We start from the raw sequence: 26,941 nt of genomic DNA on the forward strand, positions 1-26,941 counted from the left end.
AGGAGAGAAACGGCCGCGAGGTCGATCGGGACGGGGATGGCGTCGGTGAACAAGTCAACGAGCGGACCGGGGGACGAGCCCGTCCCCACGTACGTCCCCGAGTCCGAGATCCCCACGGCCGTCCTCCCCCTCCCCACCCCCGCGGCCGACGAGGCGGCGGAGGCGGAGGAGCCGTCCAGCACCCCGGCGAACGACGACCCCGCAGGCGACGCGGAGCCCGCCGACGAGGACTGGACGACCACCGCCACGGACGCGCCCCCGGCCGCCAACACACAGGACGCCCCCGAAGCCCCCACAAGCAAGTCCGCACCGCCCGGCGCGTCCGGCATCACCCCGGCCCCTCAGCGTGCGACCGAGCCCCAAGAGGCCAGCAGCGACGCACAGGACGTACCTGCAACGGCGCCACCGACCGGCGGCGGCATTCGCGCGCAAGACGACCCTGAAGACGCGCAGGCGCCCCACCACAAGACGTCCGGCCAACGAACCGCCGAAGAAGCCAGCGCGGCCATCGACGCGGACGTCGACCCTCGGGACGACGCCAACTCCGACGACTCCCAAGCGGTACCAGGCGAATTTCCGGCGCCCGGCAGCCAGGCGGAAGACGTCTCCGCGAGCGAGCCCGCGCCACCCTCCGCGTCCGGCATCACCCCGGCCACGGAACATGCGACCGAGCCCGAAGAGACCACCGGCGACGGCCAGACGTCCGGCACCACGAGCACGGACGACAACACACCCCTCCCCGAACCGACAGCGGACGAGCCCACCGCCGCAACCACCAGCCAGACGGAAGACGTCTCCGCGAGCGAGCCCGCACCGCCCGCCGCGTCCAGCATCACCCCGGCCCCGGAACGCCCGAACGAGCCCCAAGAGGCCGGCGCCGACCACCTCCCCCCGACCGGCTCGGAAACCGACGACACCGGCGACAGCCCGACGTCCGGCATCATGACCACGGACCACGACACGGCCCTCCCTGAACCGGCAGCGGACGAGACCACGGCAACCGCCAGCCAGACGGAAGACGTCTCCGCGAGCGAGCCCGCACCGCCCGCCGCGTCCGGCGCCACCCCGGCCCCGGAACGTCCGAGCGAGCCCGAAAAGGGCGCCGACGACGACCTCCCCCCGACCGGCGGCGGCATTCGCGCGCAGGACGACTCCGAAGACGCGCAGGTGCTCCACCACGAGACGTCCGGCCCACCAGCCGCCGAAGAAGAAGGCGGCGCGGCCATCGACTCGGACTTCGAGCCTCGGGACGACACCGCCGAAGCGGTACCGGACGAGCTCGCGGCAACCGGCAGCCAGGCGGAAGACGAATCCGCAGGTGAGCCGTCCCCGCCCGGCGCGTCCGGCTTCACCCCGGCCCCGGAGCGTCCGAGCGAGGCCGAAGAGGGCGCCGGCGACGACCTCCCCCCGACCGGCTCGGGGAGCGGCGACACCGGCGGCCATGGCGACGCGCGGGCGCTCCGCCACGAGACGTCCGGCCTGCCAGCCGCCGAAGAAGAAGCCGGCGCGGCCATCGACTCGGACTTCGAGCCTCGGGACGACGCCGCCGAGGCGGTAGCGGACGAACCCGCGGCAACCGGCGGCCAGGCGGAGGGGGCCGCGCCGCCTGGGGCGTCCGGCAGCGCCTCCGCCTCGGGGAGCGACAGCGGGCGGGCGCAGCCCGACGACGCCGCCGGGTCCGGGCGGACGTTCGACGGCCACGGCAGTGGGGACGGGGGCTCGGACGGCTCGGGGGACGGGGCCGGGGGGTTCGATGAGGGCGTCGAGCGGGTGTGCGCGGCGCTGATCGACGTGTACGAGAGGCTCGAGGAGGCGCCGCGCGGCGAGGGGACGGTCGGCTGGGCGGGTCAGCTCGCGGCCCTGCGGGCGTTCCGCGAGCGGCGGGTCGCGGGGGATTGGGACACCCTCGCCCGGTTCGTCATGGATGCGCGGGACGGGACGGACGGGGTCCGCATCGTGCCCGTGTCCGAGGAGGCGCACGTGGCGGCGGCCGTCCGGGAGGTCGTGGACGGCATGCTCGCGGCGGGCGAGCGGGCCCTCGTGCTGGCGCCGACGGCGCTGCAGGCGGCCGCGGTGCTGCGCGGGTTCGAGGACGACGCCGGGGTGTTCGCGCTGGCCGTGGACACCGAGCCGGGGGACGCGCCGCCCGAGCCGCCCCGGAAGCCGCCGGCGCGGCCGAAGCCGCCGCACGGGACCGTCGAGTTCAAGCGGGCGCCGGACGTCACGCGGGCGCAGGAGCTGCCGGTTCCGCCCGCGCCGGAGACGTGGGTGCGCGGCGCGGTGCTGCGGGCGAGCGGGGCGGCGTGGCGGCAGTCGTGGGACACGGAGCTGCGGATGCTCCGGCGCGGGCTGCTGTGGCTGGAGCAGTGGCCGCGCGACCACGCGACGCTGGAGTCGGTGCGGGCCGAGAACGTGCGGCGGCGCGAGGCGTTCGAGGCGGAGCGGGCGGCGCTGGCCACGGCGATCGAGGAGGCGCGGGCCGCGGCGGAGGCCGCGGAGGGCGCGGCCGCCGAGGCGGCGGCGGAGGCCGAGCGGCTGGACGTCGAGCAGCGTGCGGCCGAGGCGGAGCTGGCGGGCCCGCAGGCGGAGGCGGAGCGGCTGCAGGCCGCCGCGGACACGGCGTCCGCGCAGGCCGGGGAGCTGACGCGCGTCGCCGACGCGGCCCACGCGCGGTGCATGGAACTCGGCCAGCGGGCGCAGGCCGCGCAGGGCGAGATGCAGGCGGCGCGGCAGACGGAGGAGTCGCTGGCGGACGAGTTGCAGCGGGCGCAGGAGGCGCTGCCGGCGGCGGTCCACGAGGCCGAGCGGGCGGTGGCGGCGGACGCGGACGCGGCGGCGGAGGGCCACGCGAGCTACTACCGGCTGGTGTCGGCGGAGTCGGCCCTGTCGGCGATGCAGAAGAAGATGTCGCTCGGTCAGCGGCTGCACGTGGCGTCGCCGCCGTCAGGGCTGCGGAGCATGCGCGCCGAGGTGAAGGCGCGGCGGCGGGAGGCGGACGAGGCGGCGAAGCGGGCGGCGGAGGCCCGGCACGCGGCGGAGGAGGCCGACCGGCTGCGGCGCGGGCTCGACCAGTTCGTCACCGACGGCAGCGCCCGGATCGGGGCGGCGCGGGAGGCGCAGCAGCGGCTCGGCGAGGAGCTCGCCTGGCTCGCGACGGAGCGGGAGCGGGCGGACGCCGAGCACCGCGAGCAGGCGCGGCTCGCGGCGGAGGCGGTGCATCGCGCGACGGAGGCGGGCCTGGAGGCCCGGATGGCGAAGCAGGCCGCGCGGAAGATCGAGGAGCGCGTCGAGGCGGCGCGGGCCGCGCGGGAGGAGGCCCTCGCCGTGGCCGAGCGGGAGGGCGCGGCCGGCGAGGAGGCGGCCCGGCGCGCGGCGGACGCGGCGGCCGAACTGGAGCGCCGTTCCACGGAGGGGCAAGACGAGTTCGCCGCACGTGACGCCGAACTGCAAGCGGCCGAGGACGCGGAGGCGCGCGCGCGAGAGCACGTGGAGGAGATCTGCGGTTCCGACCCGTCGGTCGAACCCGACGCGATCGCCGCGCACCAGTCCCGGGCGATGGCCCGCATCGAGGAGCTCACCGCGTATCTGGACGGCCGCGCGCCCGACGGCGACGTCCTCCTGCGCACCGCCGACGTGGTCGTCGGGACGCCCGTCGCCGCGGGCCTCGCGCTGGACGACGCCGAGTTCGACGCGCTGATCACCGCGGGGGACGTCCGGGACGCGGACTTCCTCGTCGGCGCCGTCCGCACCCACCGCTGGGTCCTGGTCGGCCCGCCCGGCGCGACGCCGCCCGCCCACCGCGAGTACGCCGGCGAGGAGCCCGCCGACCGCCTGACCCGCGGCCCGCTCAACCGCGCCGCCGTCGCACCCCGAACCCCGCACCCCGAGGACGGCCCCGGCTCGTCGCCCGACGCCACCTCGACCGTGGACGCGCCACCCCGCACCGCCGCACCCGAGGACGCAACCCACGCGGACACCACGCTCAACGAACCGCCCGCGTCCAGCGAACCGGACGTCGCAGACGAAACGCGCCTCGACAACACGACCGACGAACCGGACGGGACGCGCGTGGAGTCCATGCCCGACGAACCGGCCGTCCAGGACGTGACCCGCGCCGACAACACGACCGCCGACGGGCCACCAGCCGCGCGCGACCAACCAGACGAAACCCGCCTGGACCACACGACCGCCGAACCGTCCGCACCCGACGAACCGGACGGGACGCGCGTGGAGTCCGCACCCGACGAACCGGACGTCGAAGACGCGACCCGCGTGGACCTCAGAACCGCCGAACCTGTCGCCGAGGACGAGACGCGCGTCGACCACGCGCCCGGCGGGTCGTCCTCCGCGTCCGACTGATCGGACGAGCAGGCCGCCCCGGCCACTGGCGCCACCGGCGCCGGCCGCCGGTGGCGAGGGAGCATGGGGGAGTCGGGAATGCGGGGTGCCCGAGGAGCGGGCGGGCGTCCTCGGGCGGTTCGGGGGCGGGCGGGTCAGTCGTCGTCGTCCACGAACAGGTTCAGCACCCAGCCGACGACACCGACGACGATCGCGCCCCAGAAGGCGGGCCAGAAGCCGTCGACGTGGAAGGGGAGTTCGAGGCGCGCGGCGACCTCGCTGGTGAGCCAGAGCAGCAGCGCGTTGACGACGAGGCCGATGAGGCCGAGGGTGAGGACGTAGAAGGCGCAGCCCAACGTCTTGACGATCGGCTTGATGATCGCGTTGACGATGCCGAAGACGACGGCGACGCCGAGGAGGGTGAGCGCTCGTCCGCCGGCCGTGTCGCCGACGCTCGAGACGCCCTGGACGGTGATGCCGTGGATCAGCGCGGTGGCGGCCCACAGGGCGACCGCGGTGATGCCCACCTTGAGAAGAATGCGCACATCACCAGGGTGCGCGGTCGACCCCGGGGCCGCCATCAGTCCCTGCGGCGATTCTGCGGGGTGCGTCGATCACCGTCAGGTAGGAGACGGCCTCATTCGCTCCGGTCGAAGAAGGGCGACGTGACGGACGGTCCGCGCCCTGCGGGGGCGGGGGCGGGGGCGGGGGCGGGCTCGGGGCGCGGCGGCCACACCTGGGGGCCGGGGCGTCCGGGCTGCCGCTCGGCGGGCGGCGTCCCGCCCTTGCCCTGGCGGGCGCGCGCGAGTTCGCGCTCGAGCCGCCGCTTCTCCATCTCGAGGGTGGTGAGCGACTCCTCGTGCTCCTCGCGCAGGTCGCGCAGGTCGCGGCGGGCGCGCAGGATGCGTCCGGCGCCCATGAACGTGAACATCATGCCGATGACGAAGACGGCCGCGACGGCGGCCCCGGCGACGAACACCTGCCATTCGTTGCCGACGACGGGCACGTCCTGGCCGAAGACGACCAGTCCGGCGGGGTCGTTGTTGGCGAGCAGGACGCCCGCCCCGACCGTGATCGCCGCCGCTACCAGGAGGAATCCGACGAAAACCATGTGCAGAGCTCCTCTGCTGTGACTCCGGAGGGGGTACGGAGGAAACCCACCATGCCAGACACCCCCTACCGAGAACCGAAAAATCAGCATTCGTCCGAATCGGGTTCCGCTCCCCTCGCCCCGGGTACCCATCGAGGACGCCGAGGCCGCGCGGGCCGTCCGCGCGGTCCCGCGAGAACGGCCGCGGCTTTCGAGACATCCGACACACCAGACGCACCCGCGAAGATCCGGAGGACGACCATGCCCCTGGAGGCCATCGTGTTCGACCTGGACGGGGTCCTGATCGACTCCGAGCCCGTCTGGGAGGACGTCCGGCGGGCCTACGTCGCCGAGCTCGGCGGGCGCTGGCTGCCGGACACGCAGGAGCGGCTGATGGGGATGAGCACCGACGAGTGGGCCGCGTACATCGCGTCCGACCTGGTCGACGGGGTGTCCGCGGAGGACGTCGCGTACGCGGTGATCGACCGGATGTCGCAGCGGTACGCTGCGCACCTGCCCGTCCTGCCGGGCGCGCGCGACGCCGTCCGCCGGATGGCCGCGATCCGCCGCCTGGGGCTCGCCAGCTCGTCCCCGCGCGCGCTGATCGACATCGTCCTCGGCCGGCTCGGCGTCGACGCGCTGTTCCCGGCGACCGTCTCCACCGAGGAGGTCGACCGGGGCAAACCGGCACCGGACGGCTACCTCATGGTCGCCGCGCAGCTCGGGGTGCCCGCGGACGCGTGCGTCGCGATCGAGGACTCGTCCAACGGCCTGCGCTCCGCGCACGCCGCGGGGATGCGGGTGGTCGCGATCCCGCGCCCCGCGCACCCGCCCGCGCCGGACGCCCTGGAGCTCGCCGCCCACGTCGCGGACGATCTCGACGGCCTGACGGAGGAGGTTATCCACAAGGTGGCGAAGTGACGCACCGTGTCGGCGGCGGCTCCTAGTATGGGCGGATGTCCTCCCCCGAGACTCCCGAGTCCTTCGTGACGGACGAGATCGACGAGACGCTGCGGCGCGTGTTCGGCTACGACACGTTCCGGGACGGCCAGCGCGACATCGTCCAGCACGTGGTCTCCGGCGGGGACGCGCTGGTCCTGATGCCGACGGGCGGCGGGAAGTCGCTCTGCTACCAGATCCCGGCGCTGGTCCGGAAGGGCACCGGCATCGTGATCTCCCCGCTGATCGCCCTCATGCAGGACCAGGTGGACGCCCTGCGGGCCCTCGGCGTCCGCGCGGGCTTCCTCAACTCCACCCAGGACCTGGACGAGCGCCGCATCGTCGAGGCGCAGTTCGCGCAGGGCGAGCTCGACCTGCTCTACCTCGCGCCCGAGCGGCTGCGGCTGCCCGCGACCGTCGAGCTGCTCGACCGCGGCGACGTGTCGCTGTTCGCGATCGACGAGGCGCACTGCGTGTCGCAGTGGGGGCACGACTTCCGGCCCGACTACCTGATGCTGTCCGGGCTGCACGAGCGCTGGCCGGACGTCCCGCGCATCGCCCTCACCGCGACGGCGACCGAGGCGACGCGCGCCGAGATCGCCTCCCGGCTCGGCCTCGACCGGGCCCGGCACTTCGTCGCGAGCTTCGACCGCCCGAACATCCAGTACCGCATCGAGCCGAAGACCGACGCGAAACGCCAGCTCCTGCGGCTGCTGCAGACCGAGCACCAGGGCGACGCGGGCATCGTCTACTGCCTGTCGCGCAACTCGGTGGAGAAGCACGCGCAGTTCCTCACCGAGAACGGCATCGAGGCCGTCCCGTACCACGCGGGGCTGGACGCGGAGACGCGCGCGACGAACCAGTCGCGGTTCCTGCGGGAGGACGGGCTCGTCGTCGTCGCGACGATCGCGTTCGGCATGGGCATCGACAAACCGGACGTCCGGTTCGTCGCCCACCTCGACCTGCCCAAGTCGGTCGAGGGCTACTACCAGGAGACCGGCCGCGCGGGACGCGACGGGCTCCCGTCCACGGCCTGGCTCGCCTACGGCCTGCAGGACGTCGTCAACCTGCGCAAGATGATCGACTCCGGGGAGGGCGACGCGGCGTTCCGGCGCCGCCAGGCGACCCACCTCGACGCGATGCTCGCGCTGTGCGAGACGCCCGGGTGCCGCCGCGTCCAGCTGCTGAACTACTTCGGGCAGGACGCCGAGCCGTGCGGCAACTGCGACACCTGCATCACGCCGCCCGAGACGTGGGACGCGACCGTCCCGGCCCAGAAGGTCCTGTCGACGGTCGTGCGGCTGGAGCGGGAGCGGCGGCAGAAGTTCGGCGCCGGGCACATCATCGACATCCTGCTCGGGAAGAAGAACGCGAAGATCATCCAGTTCGACCACGACTCGCTGAAGACGTTCGGCATCGGCCCCGAACTCCGCGACGTCGAGTGGCGCGGCGTCGTCCGGCAGCTCCTCGCCCAGGGGCTGATCGCCGTCGAGAGCAACTACGGCGCGCTCGTCCTCACGGACGCGAGCGGCGAGGTGCTGCGCGGCGCCCGCCAGGTGATGATGCGCCGCGAACCCGAACGGACCGCCGCGAAGGCCGCCAAGTCCGCGAAGGACCGCAAGGCGCCCGTCGAGCTGCCCGCCGAGGCCGCGCCGCTGTTCGAGCGGCTCCGCGCCTGGCGCGCCGCGACGGCGAAGGAGCAGGGCGTCCCGGCCTACGTGATCTTCCACGACGCCACGCTCCGCGAGATCGCCACCGTGCGCCCGACGACCCTCGCCGAGCTCGGCGGCGTCGGCGGCGTCGGCGAGAACAAGCTGGCGAAGTACGGCGACCAGGTCCTCGAAACCCTCACCGCGACCGACTGACCCCGTCCCGGACAAGCGCCCGGCGTGGACGAGCCCCGGCGCCGAGTCGAACACCCCGCGCCCGCCCCGGACGGACGGGGCGAGGCGGGTCTCCGTCCCGCCGCCCGGACGGACGACGGGTGGTGGGGGATGTCAGGTCAGGGGGTGGGCCTGGATGACTCCGCCCGGGCCTTCGGCGAGCACGGTCGGGCGGCCGTCCAGGCTCGTGATCAGCACGGACTCCGCGGCACCCGGCAGCGGGTCGCCGACCTGCGCGCCCTCGGCGAGGTCCCAGATCCGGACGGTGCCGTCCTCGGAGCCGGTGACGGCGAGGGGGCGGCCGCCGACGGTGGCGGCGTCCAGGGCGTTGATGGGGTCCGGGTGGGCCGGGAGCGTCGCGAGGAGCGGCCGGTCGCCGTCCAGCGCCCACACCCGCACCTCGCCGCCGTCGCCTCCCGCGACCGCGACCGGGCGGTCGCCGAGCCGGGTCAGTGCGACGCCGCGGACGGGCTCCCCGTCCCCGGCCCGCCACCAGGCCGTCCGCCGCCGGGTGCGCAGGTCCCAGACGCCGACCATCCCGTCGTAGCCGCCGGCGATCAGTGCGGGACGGTCGCCGGCGGTGCCCGCGGCGAGGTCGAGGATCGCCTCCTCGTGGTCGACGGCCAGTTCCGCGGGCTCGGCCTCGGACGGGTCCCACAGGGCGAGCCCGCCGCCGTAGTCGCCGGACGCGAACACCGTGGCGCCGTCGATCCGGGCGGCGGCGACGGCGGTGACCGGGTCGTCCTCCTCGTCCACCTGCCGGAGGACCTCGCCGGTCCGCAGGTCCCAGGCGGCCATGGCGTGGTTCTCGCTGCCGCCCACGATGACCAGCCGGTCGCCGTGCGGCGCCGCGGCCACGCAGTCGAAGTCGGGGTCGGCGTCGGGGTACTCGTCGAAGTGGGGCCGGAGCGGCGCCTTGGCCCAGACGTCCCCGGCGGGGTCCCACGTCCAGGCGCCGCCGTACTCGGCGACGACGACCAGGGACCGTCCGTCCGCCTCGATCACACCGATGTCGCTGATGGGCCGCCCGGAGGGCAGGGGGCTGCTGATGATCATTGCGCGACCCTAACGACCGCCGGTGACACCGACCGCCGACGCGCGTCTTCCGTTCGCGTGCTACTCGTAGACGGTCACGGGCACGCCGCGGTCGGTGAGCCGCCGCTCGATCAGGGGCTCCACCCGCTCCCAGCGTCCGCCCGCGAGCCCGCACCCGATGCGCGGCATGTGGACGCTCGCCGACAGGTCCAGCGCCTTCGCGCCGAGGGAGTCCAGTGCCCGGTCGAGCGCCTCGTACCGGATCGGCGGCCCGTTGCTGCTGGGCCTGATCCCCCGCTGGGCGACCATGTTCGCCACCCACACGTACCGCTCCACCTGGACGTACTGGACGGCGCCCAGCGCGAAGTCGTTCTTCGCGCGCCCGCGGTGCCACTCCCGGTACCGGGCCTCCGGCTCCTTCCAGCGGCGGGACACGGCGAGGACGAACCCCTTCCCCCAGCCGCCGAGGTCGTTGCACACGTGCGCGATGACCTTGACGCCCTTCGCCTGCGGCGAGGTCGCGTCCCCCTTGATGTACTGGACACCCATGGCCGCACCGTAACCGCGACGTCCGACAGTCCTCAGTCCGAGAGCAGCCGGACGAGGTCGAGGTCGTCGCCGTGCACGTCGGCGAGCCACGCGTCGTGGACGTACGCGAACCCCAGCGTCTCCGTGTCGAGCACCCCGATGCTCCCGGGCATGACCTGCTGCCGCGGGTTGCAGGGCTCGCCGCGCTTCGCCTTCGGCTCCACGAGCTGCCCCAGGCAGTACGACACCGTCGCCCCGTATCGCCGCGGCCCGTTCTCGTGGTGGTAGTGGCCGCTCACGTGCACGCGCGGCCGGAGGCGCTCGATGAGCGCGGTCAGCTTCGCCGACCCCTGCACGGCGCCCCGGTAGCTCGACATCGCGTGGGGCCCGTCGTGCGTGACGAGCACGTCGACGGTGCCGGGTTCCACGTCGAGGAGCTTCGCGTAGGCGGCGGCGTCGAAGTCCATGTGCTCGGACTCGATCAGCCCCAGGAACGCGAACGTCAGGCCCGCCACGTCCGTGATCGTCCCGCACGGCATGTGGACGAACGCGCCCAGCGGGTCCACGGGCCCGTCCATGCCGGCGAGCCACGCGTGGTCCTCGTGGTTGCCGCTCACGAACAGGACGGGCGGGATCCGCGCCAGCGCCAGCCGCACGCCCTCGGCGATCCCGGGCGCGGGCTCCAGCAGCCGGAAGAAGTCGTGCTGCGCGGGATGGTCGGCCCCGTACCGCCGCGACCCCTCGTCCCACCTGTCCGCCGAGGGGAACGCCCCGAGGTCCCCGACCTGGACGACCGCGTCGAGCCCCCCGCGGGCCTCCGCGAGCCGCGCGACGGCCCCCAGCGCGTGCAGCACGCACCCGTGCACGTCCCCGACGAACGCGATCCTCATCCCCGCCTCCGATCTCCTGTCCCGGTATCGAAACGGGAACCGGGGGCCGTCCGCAACGTCTGCCGGTCGATGGCGGTGACGGTGCGGCGGGTGAGGTGGGCGGCGGCGCCCGGCCGGTCAGCTCCGCTTCCCCGCGCCCAACTGCTCCTTGGTGAGGTGCGGGTAGTGCAGGTCGAAGGCGGGACGTTCGGTGCGGATCTTCGGGACCGCGTTGAAGTTGTGGCGCGGCGGCGGGCACGACGTCGCCCATTCGAGGGAGTTGCCGAACCCCCACGGGTCGTCGGTGCCGACGTCGCGGCCCTTCCGGGCGGTGCGCCAGATGTTGTACAGGAACGGGAAGGTCGACAGGCCCAGCAGCGCGGCACCCGCCGAGGAGACGAGGTTCAGCGTGGAGAACTTGTCGGGGTAGTCCGCGTACCGGCGCGGCATCCCGTTCACGCCCAGCCAGTGCTGCACGAGGAACGTGGTGTGGAACCCGATGAACAGCATCCAGAAGTGGATCTTCCCGAGGCGCTCGTCGAGCATCTTCCCGGTGAACTTGGGCCACCAGAAGGCGAACCCCGCGAACATCGCGAACACCACCGTGCCGAACAGGACGTAATGGAAGTGCGCGACGACGAAGTAGGAGTCGTGCGCCTGGAAGTCCAGCGGCGGGGACGCGAGGATCACGCCGGTCAAGCCGCCGAACAGGAACGTCACCAGGAACCCGATGGCCCACAGCATCGGCGTCTGCAGGACGATCTGGCCGCGCCACATGGTGCCGGTCCAGTTGAAGAACTTGATGCCGGTCGGGATCGCGATCAGGAACGACAGGAAGGAGAAGAACGGCAGCAGCACCGCGCCCGTCGTGAACATGTGGTGCGCCCACACGGTCATCGACAGGCCCGTGATGGCGATGCTGGCGAAGACCATCCCGATGTACCCGAACAGCGGCTTGCGGGAGAACACCGGGATGACCTCGGTGACGATCCCGAAGAACGGCAGCGCCACGATGTAGACCTCGGGATGCCCGAAGAACCAGAACAGGTGCTGCCACATGAGGGCGCCGTTGTGGGCCGGGTCGTAGATGTGGGTGTCGAAGGCCCGGTCGGCGTACAGGGCGGCGAGCGCCGCCGCGATGACCGGGAACGCCAGGACCACGAGCGTCGAGGTGAACAGGACGTTCCACGTGAAGATCGGCAGCCGGAACATCGTCATCCCGGGCGCCCGCATCGTGACGATGGACGTGAGGAAGTTGACCGCGCCGAGGATCGTCCCGACACCGGACATGATGAGCCCGAGCGCCCACATGTGCCCGCCGGGCCCGGGCGACCGCATGTCGTCCGACAGCGGCGGGTAGCCCGTCCAGCCGAAGCTCGCGGCGCCGTCCTGCGTCAGGAACCCGGAGATCGCGATGAGCGCGCCGAAGAGGAACAACCAGAAGCTCAGCGCGTTCGTCCGCGGGAACGCCACGTCCGGCGCGCCGATCTGCAGCGGCATGATGACGTTGGCGAACCCCGCGAACAGCGGTGTCGCGAAGAAGAACATCATGATCGTGCCGTGCATGGTGAACATCTGGTTGTACTGCTGGTTGCTCACCACCTGCAGCCCCGGCTCCGCCAGCTCGCCGCGCATCACCAGCGCCATCAGCCCGGCGAGGGAGAAGAAGCTGAACGACGCGATGAGGTACATGTAGCCGATCTTTTTGTGATCGGTGGTGCTGAGCCAGTCCGCCAGAATCTTGCCGCGCGTCGTCCGGGCGGCCGGGATCGTGGAATCCGCCCGTCCGGACGGGCTTCGCACATCGGTCATCGTTGCTCCTGGGATGCGGGCATGGGCGGCGGACGTCGGGTCAGCAGGTCCGGGACGGGCCGGACGGCGCGGGCGCCGGCGGTTCCGCGGCCGGGCTCGCCCCCGGCCGCGCCCCGGTGGCCGCCCCGCGGCACGGCGGCCCGATGGACAGCACCGTCAGGGCCGTGAGGAAGACCGCCGCGGCCAAGCCGACAGCGGCGATGACCACCGCCGCGCGGGGCGGCCGCCACGCCACCGGCTCGACCGGCTCCGCGCCGGGCGGCGCGAACGCGGCGATGCGGCGGGCGAGCCGCGGGTCGTCCCGCTCCAGGCGGGCGTCGATGCGCCGCAGCAGGACCTGCTCCCGCCGTGACAGACCCATGACGCCCCCACCCGCCGAGTCCCGCGCGAACACCGTGCCGCCGATCGCGGTCGATGCTGCTCTCCCCCGCTGATCAGCGGAGACACCCGGCCTACGGAGCCATGACGCGACCTTGAACCGCGCCGCACCTTCAGGCGCCGCGCGGCACCGGCCCGACGCCGGCGCGGCGCCCCGGGCGCGCCGCGGCGTGGCGCTGCCCCGGCCCCGGACCCGACCGGGCCGCCAGCGCGTCGGCGACCAGCCCGGTCGCGAACGCGTAGACGGACTTGTGCAGCAGGTCCACCGCCAGCTCCCGCCGGGGCCACGTCTGCGGCGGGGCGCCCACGCCGGTCGCGTTCTCGAGGATCTGGTCGGCGGTCACCCGCACCACCGCGAACTTCGCCGACGACCACGGACCGCGCAGCCCCGCGTGCGCCATCACCGAGCGCAGCACCCCCAGCGCCGCCGCCTGCCCGACGTGCATGGCCCAGTTCGCCGCCGCGGGCCGACGGTCCGGCGGGTCGGGCATGCCCGTCAGCCGCCGCATCGTCCGTCCGGGGACGTGCGAGTCGGGACGGCCCGTGCACCACTGCTCGACGCGCTCGCCCGCGGTCATCACCGCGACCCCGGCCGTCCCGGCGACGAGCCCTTCCCCCAGAGTTCGCAACATGCGACGTCAGATACCCCGAGGCGGCGGCCTACTCCTCGCCGGGCGGGCTCTCGTAGTAGGCGGCGATCGCAGCGGCGCGGTCGCGGAGGGCGTCGCGCAGCCACTGCGGGGACAGCGCCTCCGCGCTCGCGGCGAGCCGCCACAGCGCCCACAGGGCGTGCCGCGCGTCCTGGAACGACATCTCGAGCCGCAGCCGGCCGTCCGGGTCGGTCTCCTCGGCGAGGACGGCCAAGGCGGTGCCCGCCGCGTCGTCCCGCCGCGCCGGGTCGACGCGCGCCAGCACGACCACCTGGTCGCCGCCCGTCCGGAACCGGGTGCTGCGCTCCTGCCAGGCCCGGTCGAGGTCGACCCGGTCCGGCCGCTGCGCGGGTTCGGCGAGCTCCTCGGCGGCGCGGATCCGGGCCAGCCGGTAGGTGCGGTCCGCGCCGGACCGCGTCGCCAGCAGGTAGCCCTGGCCGCGCACGGTGACCAGGCCGATCGGGTCCACCGTGCGCCACTTCGGGGCCTGGTCGGCGGCCGCGTAGTGGATCCGCAGCCGGCGCCCGGCGAACACCGCGCGCCGCACCTCCGCCGCCACGGCGTCCGGCACCTCCTCGTCGGACGCCCGGCGGGCCAGCAGGTCGGTCTCCGGCTCGATGAGCAGCCGCCGGGCCGCACCGGCCGCGGCGTCCCGCTGGCTCTCCGGCAGCGCGTCGACGACCTTGAGCATCGCCGACGCGAGCGCCGAGCCGAGCCCGAACACCTGCGCGCCGCGCCGCGACCCCGCCACCAGCAGCGCCAGCGCCTCGTCGTGGTTGAGGCCGGTCAGCTCGGTCCGGAAACCGGGCAGCAGCGCGAACCCGCCGTGCCTGCCGCGTTCGGCGTACACCGGGACGCCCGCCGCGGACAGCGCCTCGATGTCGCGCAGCACCGTGCGCGTCGACACCTCCAGCTCGCGGGCCAGCGCGCCCGCCGTCAGCCGGCCGTGCTGCCGCAGCAGCAGCACCAGCGAGACCAGCCGGTCGGCGCGCATGCGCGAACGTTACCGAAATACACGACAGAGGATGTCGTGATTCGCTGGAAGGCTCCTCCACGCGACCGGGAAGCGGCGGCCGCCGGGCCCCCGCACGCCGGTGAACCGAATGGAGAAGACATGGCATTGGAACGTACCGCGGTCAACCCGTGGCCGTGGTCGACGGAGCTGGGCTACAACCAGGGCGAGGTCGTCACGGGCGACACCCGGACGCTCTACTGCTCCGGGCAGACCGCGATGAGCGGCGAGGGCAAGCCTCAGCACCCCGGCGACATGGCCGCGCAGCTCGCGTTGAGCCTCGACAACCTGGAGGCCGTGCTCGGCGAGGCCGGCATGTCCCTCGCGAACCTCGTCCGGCTCAACGTCTACACCACCGACGCCGACCGGCTGTTCGAGCACTACGGCGTCCTGGCGTCCCGGCTCGGCGCCGCCGGGGTCGCGCCGACCACCACGATGCTCGGCGTGACGCGCCTGGCGATCCCCGACCTGCTGGTCGAGCTCGAAGGCACCGCCGTCGCCTGACGTCCCCCCGCCGCCTCCGGCCCGCGCCGGAGGCGGTCCCGGCGCCGGGTCAGGCCGCGCGGCGGTGGTTCTGCGGCGCGATGCCCAGGACGTCGTAGAGGTGCAGGCCGCGGGCGGCCCAGTCGGTGAGGGACGCCCGGTCGATGAGGTGCATGCCGGCCATCGCGGCGAAATCCCGGGCGGGCTTGGTGTAGACGTTCGTGGTCACCACGAGCGTCAGCCCGGCCTGGTAGACGGGACGGGCGGCGCCCGCGACCCTCTGGACGTCCTGGGAGCCGACCTTCGTCTTGGGGCCGTAGTGCTTGGCCTGCACCATCCAGGTCTCGCCGAGGACGGGGTCGAACCCGACGACGTCGCCGGAGAAGTCGCCCGGCTTGCCGACGTGCTCGGCGGCGACGCCGTCGCGGCGCATCAGGTCGCGGACGGCGAACTCGAAGTCGAGCCAGGACATGGCGTCCAGCTCGCCGATCGTCCACGACCGGTCGGCCAGCCGGGCCCGGCGCGCCTGCTCGGCCGCCCACCGCGCCCGGCACCAGCGGTCGGCCGCCCACCACAGCACGGCCAGGACGGGCAGCGACACGTACCAGTGCTCGACCGCCAGCCGCGCCGACACGATCGCCAGGACGGCGACCGCGACGCCACCGAGCACCGCGCAGGCCCAGCCGTTCGCGCTGCTGGGCGGCGAGAGCCGCGCCGCCCAGCCGGGGACCAGCCACCGGTGCCGGTCCTCGTCGTACGGTTCCGGCCGCTCCCGCATCCGCCCGCCTCCCCTTTCCCGCAACGCCCTCACCGTTGAGGGAAGCACGGGTCTTCGGCGTGTTCCGCGGACGATGCCGCGCTCCGTCCGCATCCGGCCACGGGCACCGTCCGGTCCTGCGGCACAATTCCGCCATGTCGCCCACCGCCGAACTGATCGCGGCCGTGCGCGGCCGCGATCCGCGGACGGCCGAGGAACTCCTGCGCGCGGGCGCCGATCCCGACGCGGTCGACGGCGGCGGCACCGCCGTCCTCGGACGGGCCTCGGCGAACGCCGACGCGGCGACGGTCGGCGTCCTCCTCGCCGCCGGAGCCGACCCGGACCGCCGCTCCCGGGGCGGCGGCGCCCCGCTCATGCTCGCCGCGGACGCGGGCGCCGTCGAAGCCGTCCTCGAACTCCTCGGCGCCTCGCCCCGGCCGTCCCTGCGGGACGACCGGGGCCGCACGGCGCTCGACCTGGCGCGGGCGTGGCTCGGCGTCGACCCGGAGGCGGAGCTGCGGCGGCGCCTCGGCGCGGACGCCGCGGACGCGGTGGGCGGTAGGGTCGCGGGGTGCGCATCGTTGCGGTCGCCGACACACACACGTACCACCACGAACTCGACGTCCCCGAAGGCGACGTCCTGGTGCACGCGGGCGACCTGTGCCGGCGCGGCGAGGACCTCCGGGAACTCGAGGACGCCGCCGACTGGATGCACGCCCTCCCGCACCGGACGAAGGTCGTCGTCGCCGGCAACCACGACCGGATGTTCGCCGACGCCCCCGCACGCGCCCGCGCCGTCCTGGCCGAGCGGGGGATCGTCTACCTGGAGGACGGCGGAACCGAGATCGACGGCGTGTCCTTCTGGGGCAGCCCGTGGCAGCCGGAGTTCAACGAGTGGGCGTTCAACCTGCCGCGCGGCCGTCCGCTGGCGGACAAGTGGGCCCTGATCCCCGACGGGGTGGACGTCCTGGTCACGCACGGCCCCCCGCTCGGCATCGGCGACGCCGGCGCCCTGCCCGGCCGCGAGGGCTGCGCCGACCTGCGTGCCCGGGTGCGGCGCGTCCGTCCGAGACTGCACCTGTTCGGGCACATCCACCAGGACGGCGGCCTCTGGCACATCGACGGGACGGCCTTCGCGAACGTCACCACGTGGGAGTGCGAGCGCGGCCCGACGGTCGTCCGGCTGGACGCCGGAGGCGCCGTGGGCGAGGCCGTACCCCCCGCACGCGCCCGCTGACCCGGCCGGACGACGGCCGCGCCCGCGCCCGTGTCAGGAGCCGTTCTCGTTCTTGACCGTGTCGAAGACGAGCGTCCGCCAGTCCTCGGGGAGCTTCTCGACGACGCCGACCTCCTTCATGAACTCGCCGATCTTCAGCAGCGAGTGCGGGGTCGTCGTGAACTCGATGCCCTTGTAGGTCAGGTACTCCTCGTACTCGGCCGGGGCGATCTTGCCCTTCTCCGCCTTCGACAGGATCCGCGCGGCCTCGGCCGGCGACTCGACGATGAGCTCGTTGGCCTTGGCGAGGTTGCGGTGCACGGCGTCCAGCACGTCCGGGTTGCGCTCCGCGTACTCCTCGGTGGCCACCAGCGTGTTGAAGCCGTGCCGCCCGAACAGGTCGTAGCTGTCCACGAGCTTGCGGGCGCCCTGCTCCACGGCCTGGAACTGGAACGGGGGCGAGGTGTAGGCGGCGGCGATCTGCCCGCCGATCAGGGCCTGCAACGCGTCGGGATGCGCCATCGAGGCGATGTTCCTGTCGAGCGCGTGCGGGTCGCCGAGCTGCTGCTGGGCGGCCTTCTGCAGCATGACCGACTGGATCGAGCCGGGGGCGATGGCCGCGATCCGGTCGGTCGGCCGGAAGTCGCCGAGGCCCCTGAAACGGGGGTCCTTGGCGACCAGCCAGAGCGGCATGTCGTTCAGCGACGCGATGATCTTCCACGGGACGCCCGCGCCCCAGCCGATCAGGAACGGGCCGATGCCGCTGCTGCCGAGGTGCAGCCGTCCGGACACGAGCCCGTCCCGGGTGGCCGCGCCGCCGCTGACCGTCCGCCAGCCGATCGTGCGGCCGGGCAGGTCCTTCTCCAGCCAGCCCTGGGACCGGATGATGATCAGAGCGGCGTAGCTGATCCCGGACCCCTGGGAGATGATGACCTCCTTGCCGGACCCGGAGCCGCCCGCGCCGCCGCACGCCGCGGTCAGCGCGAGCGCGCCGAGACCGGTCGCGCCGAGGCGCAGCGCGTCCCGCCGGCCGTAGGACGGCGGGACGCCGCCGCGCAGGGGCACACGTACGGGGGACCGGGTCATGCCGTCGAGCCTTCTTTCATTCCCCAGCGGACGACCGTCCGCCGTTCGATCACGGTGAAGACGAGGTCGAGCGCGATGCCGATCAGGGCGATCACCACCAGCCCGGCGAACACGTCGGGGATCAGCGCGTAGAAGCGTGCGTTGTTGATGAAGAAGCCGAGCCCGCCCTCGGTGCCGGCCGCGCCGAACACCAGCTCGGCCGCGATGATGGTGCGCCAGCCGAACGCCCAGCCCGTCTTCAGCCCGGCGATCGCGTGCGGGAGGGCGGCGGGCATCAGCACGTGGAAGGCCAGCCGCGGGCGGGACAGGCCGAGGTTCCGGCCCACCATGACCAGCGTGGCGGGCGTCGTGCGCAGCCCCATGCCGACGCTGACGGTCATCGGCCACAGCACCGCGTTCGCCGTCACGAAGACCAGCGCCGTGTCGGTCAGCCCGAACCACAGCATCGCCAGCGGCAGGATCGCCACCGACGGCAGCGGGTTGATCATCGACGAGACGAGCGAGAGGACGTCGTCCCCCAGCGTGGTCGTCGTGGCCAGCGCGGTCAGCACGACGGTGAGCGCGACGCCGATCGCCATCCCGGTGCCGAGCAGGCGCAGCGTCGTCAGCGTGGAGGCGGCGATCTCCCCGTCGGCCACGCCCTCCACGAGCGCCGCCGCCACGTCCCACGGGCCCGCGAACACGAACGAGCTGACGCCCGACGCCGACGCGTAGAGCTGCCAGATCCCGATGAGGACGGCGAACACGACCGTCCGCCGCAGCCACGTCGGCAGCCGCGACCAGCCGCCCGGCTCCCGCCCGGCGGCGGGCGCCGCCGGGCTACTCGTAGACGCCGCCAACGACCTCCCCCTCCTCCGCGAGCAGGGACCGCAGCCGGTGCCGCGCGTCCGCGAACCCCGGCGCGTCCGGACCGTCCAGCCCGGCGACGTCCACGATCTCCGCCACCCGCGACGGCCGTCCGGCCAGCACCACGACGCGGTCGCCGAGCAGCACCGCCTCGTCGATGCTGTGGGTGACGAACAGCAGCGTCGCCCGCGTGCGCGCGATGAGCGCGGCCAGTTCGCCCTGGAGCCGCCCGCGCGTCTGCGCGTCCAGCGCGCCGAACGGCTCGTCCATCAGCAGCATGAGCGGCCGGACGGCCAGCGCCCGGGCGATCGCCACCCGCTGCTTCATCCCCCCGGACAGCTGGTGGGGGTGCCTGTCGAGCGCGTCCTCCAGCCCCATCAGCTCGAGGTGCTCGACCGCGCGCCGCCGCGCCTCGGAACGGTCCACGCCGGTGACGCGGAGCGCGTGGACGACGTTGCCCAGCACCGTCCGCCACGGGAACAGCTGGTCGAACTCCTGGAAGACGCAGGCGCGGTCGGGACCGGGCCCCGGATTCTCCCGGCCCCCGACGACGACGCGTCCGGCGGACGGCCGCAGGAACCCCGCGACGGCCTTGAGGATCGTCGACTTCCCCGAGCCGGACGGCCCCAGCAGCATGATCCTCTCGCCGCGCCGGACCTCGAAGGTCGCCTCCGCCACGGCGGGCACCGTCCGGCCCCGCCGCCGGTAGCCGATCGCGACCCGGTCCACCAGCAGCGCGCGGTCGTCGCCGCTACCGCCGGCCCGGTCCGCGGCCTGCGGCGCGGGTTTCACCGCGGCCCCCCTCGTTCTCGCACTGGCCCTCCTCCTCCGATTAGCCGCTATTCCTACCAAGAAAGACGGAAATGTGCCAACGCGTCCGGCCCTCCGGTCTCAGCCGACGCGCCCGGCGCCAGGACCGGCGCGTCCACCTCGACGGTCCCCGGGTACTTGATCCCGGCGCCCGTGTTGAGCACCACCACCCGCTCGTCCGCGCCGATCCAGCCCCGCTCCCGCAGCCGCCGCGCCGCCGCGAACGCCGCCGCGCCCTCCGGGCACACGAACACCCCCTCCAGCTCCGCGACCCGCCGCAGCTCCGCCAGCAGCTCCCCGTCGGAGACCGCCACCGCCGTCCCGGACGTCTCCGCCAGCGCGTCCAGGACGAGGAAGTCGCCGAGCGGCTTCGGCACGTTGATCCCGAACGCCGCCGTGGACGCGCCGTCCCAGTGCCGGGTCTCCCGCTCGCCGCGCTCGAACGCCCGCACGACCGGCGCGCACCCCTCCGCCTGCACCGCCACCAGCCGCGGCGGCGGACCCGAGATCCAGCCCAGCTCCCGCAGCTCCCCCAGCGCCTTGTGGATGCCGATCAGCCCGACACCGCCCCCGGTCGGATACAGGATCACGTCGGGCTGCTCCCACCCGAGCTGCTCGACGATCTCGATGCCCATCGTCTTCTTGCCCTCCACCCGGTACGGCTCCTTGAGCGTCGAGGCGTCGAACACCCCGTCACCCGACGCCACCAGGTCCGCCACGATCCGCCCGGCGTCGCCGATCAGCCCGTCCACGAGCCGCAGATCGCCGCCCGCCGCCGCGACCTCCCGGCGGGTGATCTCCGGGGCGTCCACCGGCATGACGATCACGGCCGCGAGCCCCGCCCGCGCCCCGTACAGCGCCCACGCCGCGCCCGCGTTGCCGTTCGTCGGCATCGCCAGCCGCCCGACCCCCAGCTCCGCCGCCCGCGACACCCCGACGGCCGCGCCCCGCGCCTTGAACGACCCCGACGGCACCAGCCCCTCGTCCTTCACCAGCAGCCCCGGCAGGCCGATGCTCCCGCCGTACCGGGGCAGCGGCAGCAGCGGCGTCATGCCCTCGCCGAGGCTCACCGCGGCCGCGGGATCCGCGACCGGCAGCAGCTCGTGGTACCGCCACAGGTCCGGCGCGCGCCCGGCGATCTCCTCCGGCCGCACCGACGCCCGCACCGCGGCCAGGTCGTAGCGGGCGAGCAGCGGCGACCCGCACTCGACGCACAGGTTCTGCCGGACCCCCGCGTCGTGCCGCACCCCGCAGCGCCCGCACTCCAGATGGGACAACCAGCTGTAGCTCATGCGTTCTCCTTGTCCGGTACCGAGGCACGAGGGTCGCCGGACTGGACGCGCGCGGCTCCGACGCCGCCGCGCCCGCGCCGACATTCCCTACTTATCCGATTGACTTGATCTGCTTCAGTGGGTCACGATCCTAGGGTGAATCCGAGTGAGGTCCTCACCGCACGGCTCCACGTCGATCTCCGACGGCAGGCCGGCGCGCTGTGTCCGCGCCGCTGACCCGCAGCCGTGTCCGACCTTCCGGAGGCCCCTCATGACCACCATCCACCGAGCACGCGCCGACGAACCGCGCCTCCTCGAGAACCCCCGCCTGGAGGACCTCGAGGAGTACCTGCGCGACCCCGAAGCCGACGTCCGCCGCGCCGCCCTCACCCGCCTCATCGCGAGCGCCCGCCGCGGACGCGGCCCCCGCGGCACCGGCGACGCCCTCGCCTGGGCGCTCGCCGACGAGCACCCGGCCGTCCGCCGCCTCGCCGCCACCGCCCTGCGCGACCTGCCCGAGATCTACCTCGGCGACGACGGCGTCGAAGCCCTCCTCCTCGCCGCCGCCCGCGGCCGCGACCCGTACGTCCGCGACACCGCCGCCGGCCTCCTCACCGACCTCACCGAGGGAGCCGGCGAACTCTACGCCCGCGGCCTCGACGACGGCGACGTCCAGGCCCGCGTCCAAGCCGTCCTCGGCCTCATCGCCCTGCACGCCGCCGCCCGGATGGCCGAGGCCGCCCACGACCCGGCCCGCGAAGTCCGCGTCGCCGTCGCCGACGGCCTCGCGCGCCTCGCGCACCCCGCCGGCCTCCCCGCCCTCACGCGCCTCCTCGCCGACCACGACCCCGTCGTCCGGACGGCCGCACTGGACGCCGCCGCCGCACTGCGCCCGTCCGGCCCCCTCGCCGACGCGGTCGCCGCGGCCCTCGACGACCCGAACCGGCAGATCCGCCGGCACGCCGCCGCCGCCCTCGCCCAGGCACCCCCCGACGCGGCCATCCCCCCGCTCGTCCGCGCCCTGCACGACCCCACGGTCGACGTCCGCCGCGCCGCCATCCGCGCCCTCGCCCCCTGGACCCCCACCCACCCCGAAGCCCACCGGGCCCTGACCGAAGCCCTCAACGACCCGGACCCCGGCCTGAGAGCCCAAGCCCGCCGCTCCCTCCCCTGACCGCGCCGTGCTCACTTAGGGCTTGCCGGTCGGCGATGAGGCCGGCCACGCGGTGCCGTCGACCGCGAGCCATGGCGCGGAGGCCAGGGCAGTGGGCGTCAGGCCGGTGAACGCCTTGACCTCGCGGTGGAGGTGGGACTGGTCGACGTAGCCGCTCCGGGTGGCGACGTCCGCGGTGGGGTGGCCGGCCGCGAGAAGGTGGGCGGCGTGGTCGAAGCGCACCAGCCGGGCGGCGTGTTTCGGCGTGATGCCGAGCTGGGACCGGAAGCGCGACCAGAGGCGCTTGCGGCTCCAGCCGACCTCGTCGGCCAGGCGGTCGACCCGCACCCGCCCCCGGCGGGCGAGCGTCCGCCGCCAGGTGCGGGCGACCTCCGGATCGACCGGGGGACGGGCGCCGAGGCGCCGGGCGAGAAGGTCCGCGGCGATCGCGAACCGCTCGTCCCACGACGGGGCGGCGCGCAGCCTGTCCTCGACCCGCGCGGCGTCGCGGCCCCAGATGTCGGCGAGAGCCGCCAGGGTACCCGTGAGCTCGGACGACGCGCCGAGCACCGCGGCCGCCGCGTCCGGCTCCAGGCGGATCTGCAGGCACTCCCCGGTCCCGCGGCCGGTGGTCCGGAGATCGCCGGGGAGCAGGCCGACGACGACGCTGCCGCGCTCCCGCCGACCGGGTCCGTCGTGGACGATCCCTTCTCCGGCGGCCAGATCGATGAGGAGGGTGACGGACGGGTGCGCGACCATGGCGATGTCGACGCGTCCGGGGACCCGGTGGCGGAACCCGGCCATGCTGATCCCCGGCAGCCTGTGCGGCGAGCGCGGGACGGCGACTTCCACGTCCGCCCAGTCGAAGGGGGTTGGGGTCGGCGGCACCGCTCCAGCTTATGGCCGCCGCGCGAGGAGGCCGGGCGTCAGCGCCCCGCGAATTTCAGCAGCAGTTCGCTGGTGGCCTCGGGCGCTTCCAACATCGGCATGTGCCCGACGCCGGGCAGCGTTTCGACCCGCGCGCCCGGCACCGCGCCGTAGCGGTGCGCCGACGACGGCTCCCAGCGGGGGTCGGCGGCGCCGAAGATCACCAGGACCGGGAGGCCGAGAGCGGCCAGGCGGTCGGGCAGGCTCCGTTCGGCGATGTAGGCGGTGTTCTTGCGCAGCGCCGTCCGGAATGTGCGGTAGGTGGTGCTCCGGAGCTCGGCGACCATGTCCTCCGAGACGTCCACCGGCCGGGCGGCCGTCGCCTCGATGCCCCTGCGGATCATCGCGTCCGAACGTCTCGACCACAGCAGCGGGCCGACGGGCGGCCCCAGCAGCACCCGCAAGACGAGCGGCTGCGGAAGGAGCGCATCGGGGGACGGCCCGGTGCTGATCAGCGCGATCGACCGCACCAGGTCGGGACGCCGTTCGGCGAGCGCGGTGGCGACGTAACCGCCGCTGGAGTGCCCGACCACGGTGACGCCGTCCACGCCGAGATCGTCCAGCACCGCCGCCACCCGTCCCGCGTGGTCGGGCACGTCGTGCGACTCCGCGGGCGGGGACTGGCCGCACCCCGGCAGGTCGACCCGGATGAGGTGATGGTGGCCGACGAGAGCCGGGACCACCGGACTCCAGGAACCCCCCGAAGCCCCCGACCCGTGGACGAGCAGCAACGGCGCCGCCCGGCGCGAACCGTCATGAACCACATGCATCCGATACGAGCGCTCAACCCCAGACTTGCTCATGCAAAGCACGATGCACCGGCGCTCGCCCACCTGTCTTGGACAAATGTTCCCGCCGGGTCCACTGCGGCACAGGGGCCGAACCGGCGATCATCGACCGGGACCCGGTGTCCGGTCCGGGCACGGCCAGTCAAGTCGGGCGTACCGGGCGCCAAAGTACGTCGGCGCGGATTCGGCGGTGGTCGGGTTCGAGCGGTACGGAGTGTCCGCGTGACTCGCCGAGAACGTCGCCGAAGGCTAGGCCGCGGCGGGGGAGTCGCTCGTCCGGTGGTAGAGGTGCCCGGTGTCCCCTGGAAAAGGTTCTGTTTCTGTCCTGACGTGGATTCAGGCCCACCATGGCCGGGTGCCCTCGCGGGCGACGTAGTCACGAAAGTCCATGTTGGCGATTTGTAGGTTGCACGCCATCGAACCGACCCTGTGCCAGGGCAGCACCGCGAGCTGCCCTGGGGTGTCGTACAGGTCGACAACGGTCAGCGGACGCCCAGAATCGGTGAAGGTCCTGGTGTCGGCGAGTGCTACGAGCGTGGGGGGATTCCCAGGCGGGACCAGTGCCGGGACCTGGCCAGGGTGCAGACCTTCGAAAGTCCGATCGTCGACGACCAGGGCCGCCAGCGGGTAGTCCTCCACGTCGAAGTCGCTCGGGTCCAGATCCGCGCCGACCCAACCGTCCTCGTCGATCCCGCCGAACTCGGCGAGCAAAGCCTGCCAGCCGTCCTCGACCTCGAACGAGGTGCGAACAAGAAGAGCTTCGGCCGTTGAGGGCAGCCCCGGAAAGTTTCGGTGCGGCTTCCACACCGGAGCGGGGAAAGCAGGGCGACCGTCGCGCCCCTGGTAGGTGCCGCTGGTGTCCATATCGCGCACCAGATCGTCGAACGTGAGCGCGCCGTCCAGCATCGCGGCCAAAACCTCGCGCAGACTGTCCGACCGAACACGGACAGCGCGACCAGGAATCAAAGCCAGGTCCACAAGCAGTGGGCCACCACCGCCATAGACCATCCGATCGTCCACCAACACGACGACCGGCGACGCCGCCCCTTCGGCCGGGACGAGCGCCGGCAAGTTCCCTCCATACAGGAGGCCCCACCCCGTGTTCGCGACCAACCTGAGCCGCACTTCGCCGCTTCCCAATACGAGCACGTCGCCGTCTCGGCACCCCGCGACCTCGCCGAGCACCCCTCCCCACTGCGCCTCTTCACCCGCGTAGCAGCTCGAGACCAGCAACACCTCACCGTCCGCAGCGGGGGGAAGCTCCGGAAACGACACGACGTCCCTCCAAACTCGCCGGCGGCCACCATGGTGACCGCCGGGTAGGACAGTCGGGCCTACCGACGCCGCCAAGCCGCAGCGCATACCTCGATCCAGGCCGCAAGGTCGGGCACACCGTCGATCGTGAGCAGCGAGTACGGCGGAGAACCGTCCAGTGGCGTGACATCGTCGAATGCATGGTCCGGCGCGAAAAGAAGGAGCCGGCCACTGTCTCGATGCGCCAACGTGAGATTCCCATTCGCCTCCACGGCAACGGCGTAGTACTCATCTGGATCGATGGGAATCTTCAGGCCGTCGTTTTCCCAGAGCCACGCGTAATCAGCCAGAACGTTCGAGACTCGTATGCGTGCCACCTCGGCCGTCAGCACCTGGTCCTGATTGCACCACCAAGTGCTGGGCTCGCCGAACCTCTCGACCATCCCGCCACAGAGCGTCCAGAAGCTTCCCTGCACCTGCGGGTAAGACGCTCCGTCCACATCCTCGGGCGGGCGGCAGAGCCATCCCCGTCGGCCGTCCGACGGCCCCCACGCCAGCAACTCGCACGCAGCGTCTCCGACGGAGACCGGGGTGAGAGTCGCCGAATCGAGCAGTGCCGACAGCTCAGGCAGTCCTTCGGCCGACCCGCGGTCCCACGGCCGCGACTCGCCCACCACGACGCCGTCTCCCGGCTCGAGGAACCACGAGACTTCCTGGAGAAACAACTCCCAGTCGCTCATGCCCCGATGATGGCAGGCCCGCTTCCCCCAACCGCCCAGGAAGCCCGCGAGCCGACTCCCCACCTCAAGGACGACGGCAGCGCCGCGACCTCTCGTGCCCACCACGCGCTATCCAGCACCCACGAAACGGACATCTGGAACGCGACAGGGGCTCCGCCGAAGATCTCGTCTTCGGCGAAGCCCCTGGTCAAGCGGCGGAGGATCGGGGATTTGAACCCCGGATGGGCGTGAACCCAAACCGCATTAGCAGTGTCCTAATTCGGGTGGTTCAAGATCCAACCCTGTGGTCCATAATCCCATATCCCCAGGTCGGAAGGTAAGTGCATGCATGGGGGTCCGGTCGGGTCCTAGCCGGTCCGGCCCCCCGTCGGCCCCCCTCATGGCCCCCACAACGCTAGCTTCAACGTCGAGCGCGTGAGCTGGTCGTCTTCGTTGGCGACGACAAGCCCACGGACCACGAATGCTCCGTCAACTCGGGCCCCGGCGGAGCCGCCGCCCGCCCCCGCCGTCACCGCTTTATCGGTCTCATTGCGGGCCTCGTCCGCGAACCGGAACCATCCCTTAGCTTGTCCGCTGCGCGAAGAAGAGCGAGATCGACCAGCCTGTATCGGCTGGGTATGTTAGTCATCCTTTGCCGCTAACGACCCGGGCGGCTTCGTGATCAGACAGTGATTAGGTTGCGAAATCCAACTAAATGAAAACCGGCCATGCTCTTGGTAGAGTCCCAGGTCAGGAAGTGTCGGCCCCGCACCCGCGGGGATGGTTCTGGACACGCCGGCAGACCCCGCGCGCCGCCGTGGTCGGCCCCGCACCCGCGGGGATGGTTCGCGTCGGACGTCGTCGGCATCATCGCCGTCGTCGTCGGCCCCGCACCCGCGGGGATGGTTCGTCCTCGGTCTCGTCCGCGGCCTGCGGGGCGCTGTCGGCCCCGCACCCGCGGGGATGGTTCAGCGGCTGGTGCAGGTGCGGCCGGGGCACACGCGGTCGGCCCCGCACCCGCGGGGATGGTTCCGGTTCGGGGAACATCGCGACCCACGCGCCGTCGTCGGCCCCGCACCCGCGGGGATGGTTCCTGT

Annotated in this window: 25 protein-coding genes and 1 CRISPR repeat array; of the genes, 7 read left to right on the forward strand and 18 right to left on the reverse strand. The window is 73.5% G+C overall.

What is annotated here, in order from left to right; genetic code table 11:
* The first annotated feature begins 45 nt into the window (after nt 1–45).
* The gene (locus tag H505_RS0130040; RefSeq protein ID WP_157433187.1) at nt 46–4,359 is read left to right on the forward strand and encodes a hypothetical protein; all 4,314 of its coding nucleotides are present in this window, start codon (nt 46–48) and stop codon (nt 4,357–4,359) included.
* A gap of 134 nt (nt 4,360–4,493) precedes the next feature.
* On the opposite strand, the gene H505_RS0130045 is transcribed toward H505_RS0130040, so the two are convergent.
* Both H505_RS0130045 and H505_RS45240 read right to left on the reverse strand, forming a co-directional pair.
* Nucleotides 4,494–4,883 carry a phage holin family protein gene (locus H505_RS0130045; RefSeq protein ID WP_026404924.1) on the reverse strand — a complete coding sequence of 130 codons (390 nt, stop codon included), beginning with the start codon at nt 4,881–4,883 and terminating at the stop codon, nt 4,494–4,496.
* A 92-nt stretch (nt 4,884–4,975) separates the two neighbouring features.
* Nucleotides 4,976–5,449 (reverse strand): hypothetical protein, encoded by a 474-nt coding sequence (locus tag H505_RS45240; protein WP_064743738.1) that lies wholly within the window; start codon nt 5,447–5,449, stop codon nt 4,976–4,978.
* A gap of 240 nt (nt 5,450–5,689) precedes the next feature.
* Between H505_RS45240 and H505_RS0130055 the strand changes: the two genes are divergently transcribed.
* Both H505_RS0130055 and recQ read left to right on the forward strand, forming a co-directional pair.
* Nucleotides 5,690–6,349, forward strand: coding sequence for an HAD family hydrolase (locus H505_RS0130055; RefSeq protein WP_026404925.1), 660 nt, complete (start codon nt 5,690–5,692; stop codon nt 6,347–6,349).
* A 35-nt stretch (nt 6,350–6,384) separates the two neighbouring features.
* Entirely contained in the window at nt 6,385–8,232 is a 1,848-nt protein-coding gene (gene recQ, locus H505_RS0130060) for a DNA helicase RecQ (RefSeq protein ID WP_026404926.1), read from the forward strand.
* A 132-nt stretch (nt 8,233–8,364) separates the two neighbouring features.
* On the opposite strand, the gene H505_RS0130065 is transcribed toward recQ, so the two are convergent.
* The 7 genes from H505_RS0130065 to H505_RS0130095 all read right to left on the reverse strand — a co-directional run bounded on the left by H505_RS0130065 (nt 8,365) and on the right by H505_RS0130095 (nt 14,516).
* Nucleotides 8,365–9,306: a WD40 repeat domain-containing protein gene (locus H505_RS0130065; protein ID WP_026404927.1), complete on the reverse strand. Its 942-nt coding sequence runs from the start codon at nt 9,304–9,306 to the stop codon at nt 8,365–8,367.
* 60 nt (nt 9,307–9,366) lie between these two features.
* Nucleotides 9,367–9,834 (reverse strand): macro domain-containing protein, encoded by a 468-nt coding sequence (locus H505_RS0130070; RefSeq protein WP_026404928.1) that lies wholly within the window; start codon nt 9,832–9,834, stop codon nt 9,367–9,369.
* Nucleotides 9,835–9,866: 32 nt separating this feature from the next.
* Entirely contained in the window at nt 9,867–10,703 is an 837-nt protein-coding gene (locus H505_RS0130075) for a metallophosphoesterase family protein (RefSeq protein ID WP_026404929.1), read from the reverse strand.
* 117 nt (nt 10,704–10,820) lie between these two features.
* Nucleotides 10,821–12,494: an aa3-type cytochrome oxidase subunit I gene (gene ctaD, locus H505_RS45245; RefSeq protein WP_034520544.1), complete on the reverse strand. Its 1,674-nt coding sequence runs from the start codon at nt 12,492–12,494 to the stop codon at nt 10,821–10,823.
* Nucleotides 12,495–12,534: 40 nt separating this feature from the next.
* On the reverse strand, nt 12,535–12,855 hold the full coding sequence (locus tag H505_RS0130085; protein WP_026404930.1) for a DUF3040 domain-containing protein: 321 nt from the start codon (nt 12,853–12,855) through the stop codon (nt 12,535–12,537).
* Between the two features lie 130 nt (nt 12,856–12,985).
* Entirely contained in the window at nt 12,986–13,504 is a 519-nt protein-coding gene (locus tag H505_RS0130090) for a hypothetical protein (protein ID WP_026404931.1), read from the reverse strand.
* Between the two features lie 28 nt (nt 13,505–13,532).
* On the reverse strand, nt 13,533–14,516 hold the full coding sequence (locus tag H505_RS0130095; protein ID WP_026404932.1) for a helix-turn-helix transcriptional regulator: 984 nt from the start codon (nt 14,514–14,516) through the stop codon (nt 13,533–13,535).
* A 126-nt stretch (nt 14,517–14,642) separates the two neighbouring features.
* On the opposite strand from H505_RS0130095, the gene H505_RS0130100 reads away from it, so the two are divergent.
* The gene (locus H505_RS0130100; RefSeq protein WP_026404933.1) at nt 14,643–15,038 is read left to right on the forward strand and encodes a RidA family protein; all 396 of its coding nucleotides are present in this window, start codon (nt 14,643–14,645) and stop codon (nt 15,036–15,038) included.
* A 49-nt stretch (nt 15,039–15,087) separates the two neighbouring features.
* Here the strand turns inward: H505_RS0130100 and H505_RS0130105 are convergent, their stop codons facing one another.
* A complete protein-coding gene (locus tag H505_RS0130105) occupies nt 15,088–15,795 on the reverse strand; it encodes a restriction endonuclease (RefSeq protein ID WP_051301323.1) in 708 nt (235 codons plus the stop codon).
* Between the two features lie 550 nt (nt 15,796–16,345).
* Between H505_RS0130105 and H505_RS49380 the strand changes: the two genes are divergently transcribed.
* The gene (locus tag H505_RS49380; protein ID WP_026404935.1) at nt 16,346–17,011 is read left to right on the forward strand and encodes a metallophosphatase domain-containing protein; all 666 of its coding nucleotides are present in this window, start codon (nt 16,346–16,348) and stop codon (nt 17,009–17,011) included.
* A gap of 33 nt (nt 17,012–17,044) precedes the next feature.
* Here the strand turns inward: H505_RS49380 and H505_RS45255 are convergent, their stop codons facing one another.
* The 4 genes from H505_RS45255 to H505_RS45260 are packed head-to-tail and all read right to left on the reverse strand — an operon-like array spanning nt 17,045 to nt 21,024.
* Nucleotides 17,045–18,076, reverse strand: a complete 1,032-nt coding sequence (locus H505_RS45255) for an ABC transporter substrate-binding protein (protein ID WP_084550981.1) — start codon at nt 18,074–18,076, stop codon at nt 17,045–17,047.
* Nucleotides 18,073–18,915: an ABC transporter permease gene (locus H505_RS0130120; protein ID WP_026404936.1), complete on the reverse strand. Its 843-nt coding sequence runs from the start codon at nt 18,913–18,915 to the stop codon at nt 18,073–18,075. Before H505_RS0130120 ends, H505_RS45255 begins: the two co-directional genes overlap by 4 nt.
* Nucleotides 18,896–19,714 (reverse strand): ABC transporter ATP-binding protein, encoded by an 819-nt coding sequence (locus tag H505_RS0130125; RefSeq protein ID WP_157433188.1) that lies wholly within the window; start codon nt 19,712–19,714, stop codon nt 18,896–18,898. The genes H505_RS0130120 and H505_RS0130125 overlap by 20 nt, the downstream gene beginning before the upstream one ends.
* A 53-nt stretch (nt 19,715–19,767) precedes the next feature.
* Entirely contained in the window at nt 19,768–21,024 is a 1,257-nt protein-coding gene (locus H505_RS45260; protein ID WP_084550982.1) for a threonine synthase, read from the reverse strand.
* Between the two features lie 135 nt (nt 21,025–21,159).
* On the opposite strand from H505_RS45260, the gene H505_RS52815 reads away from it, so the two are divergent.
* Together H505_RS52815 and H505_RS45265 are read left to right on the forward strand one after the other, a co-directional pair.
* Nucleotides 21,160–21,240: a putative leader peptide gene (locus H505_RS52815; protein ID WP_425248272.1), complete on the forward strand. Its 81-nt coding sequence runs from the start codon at nt 21,160–21,162 to the stop codon at nt 21,238–21,240.
* A gap of 34 nt (nt 21,241–21,274) precedes the next feature.
* Nucleotides 21,275–22,177 (forward strand): HEAT repeat domain-containing protein, encoded by a 903-nt coding sequence (locus H505_RS45265; RefSeq protein ID WP_051301325.1) that lies wholly within the window; start codon nt 21,275–21,277, stop codon nt 22,175–22,177.
* A 15-nt stretch (nt 22,178–22,192) separates the two neighbouring features.
* On the opposite strand, the gene H505_RS0130145 is transcribed toward H505_RS45265, so the two are convergent.
* From H505_RS0130145 to H505_RS0130160, 4 genes are all read right to left on the reverse strand, one after another.
* Entirely contained in the window at nt 22,193–23,044 is an 852-nt protein-coding gene (locus H505_RS0130145) for a helix-turn-helix domain-containing protein (RefSeq protein ID WP_245592662.1), read from the reverse strand.
* 38 nt (nt 23,045–23,082) lie between these two features.
* The gene (locus tag H505_RS0130150; protein ID WP_245592663.1) at nt 23,083–23,766 is read right to left on the reverse strand and encodes an alpha/beta fold hydrolase; all 684 of its coding nucleotides are present in this window, start codon (nt 23,764–23,766) and stop codon (nt 23,083–23,085) included.
* 441 nt (nt 23,767–24,207) lie between these two features.
* Nucleotides 24,208–25,146 (reverse strand): DUF6924 domain-containing protein, encoded by a 939-nt coding sequence (locus H505_RS0130155; RefSeq protein WP_026404940.1) that lies wholly within the window; start codon nt 25,144–25,146, stop codon nt 24,208–24,210.
* 59 nt (nt 25,147–25,205) lie between these two features.
* The gene (locus H505_RS0130160) at nt 25,206–25,865 is read right to left on the reverse strand and encodes a hypothetical protein (protein ID WP_026404941.1); all 660 of its coding nucleotides are present in this window, start codon (nt 25,863–25,865) and stop codon (nt 25,206–25,208) included.
* 738 nt (nt 25,866–26,603) lie between these two features.
* Nucleotides 26,604–26,938: direct repeats of the CRISPR family, unit length 28 nt; unit sequence GTCGGCCCCGCACCCGCGGGGATGGTTC.
* Nucleotides 26,939–26,941: the final 3 nt, after the last annotated feature.

The sequence above is a fragment of the Actinomadura rifamycini DSM 43936 genome, from assembly GCF_000425065.1.
GTDB classification, from domain to species: Bacteria; Actinomycetota; Actinomycetes; order Streptosporangiales; family Streptosporangiaceae; genus Spirillospora; species Spirillospora rifamycini.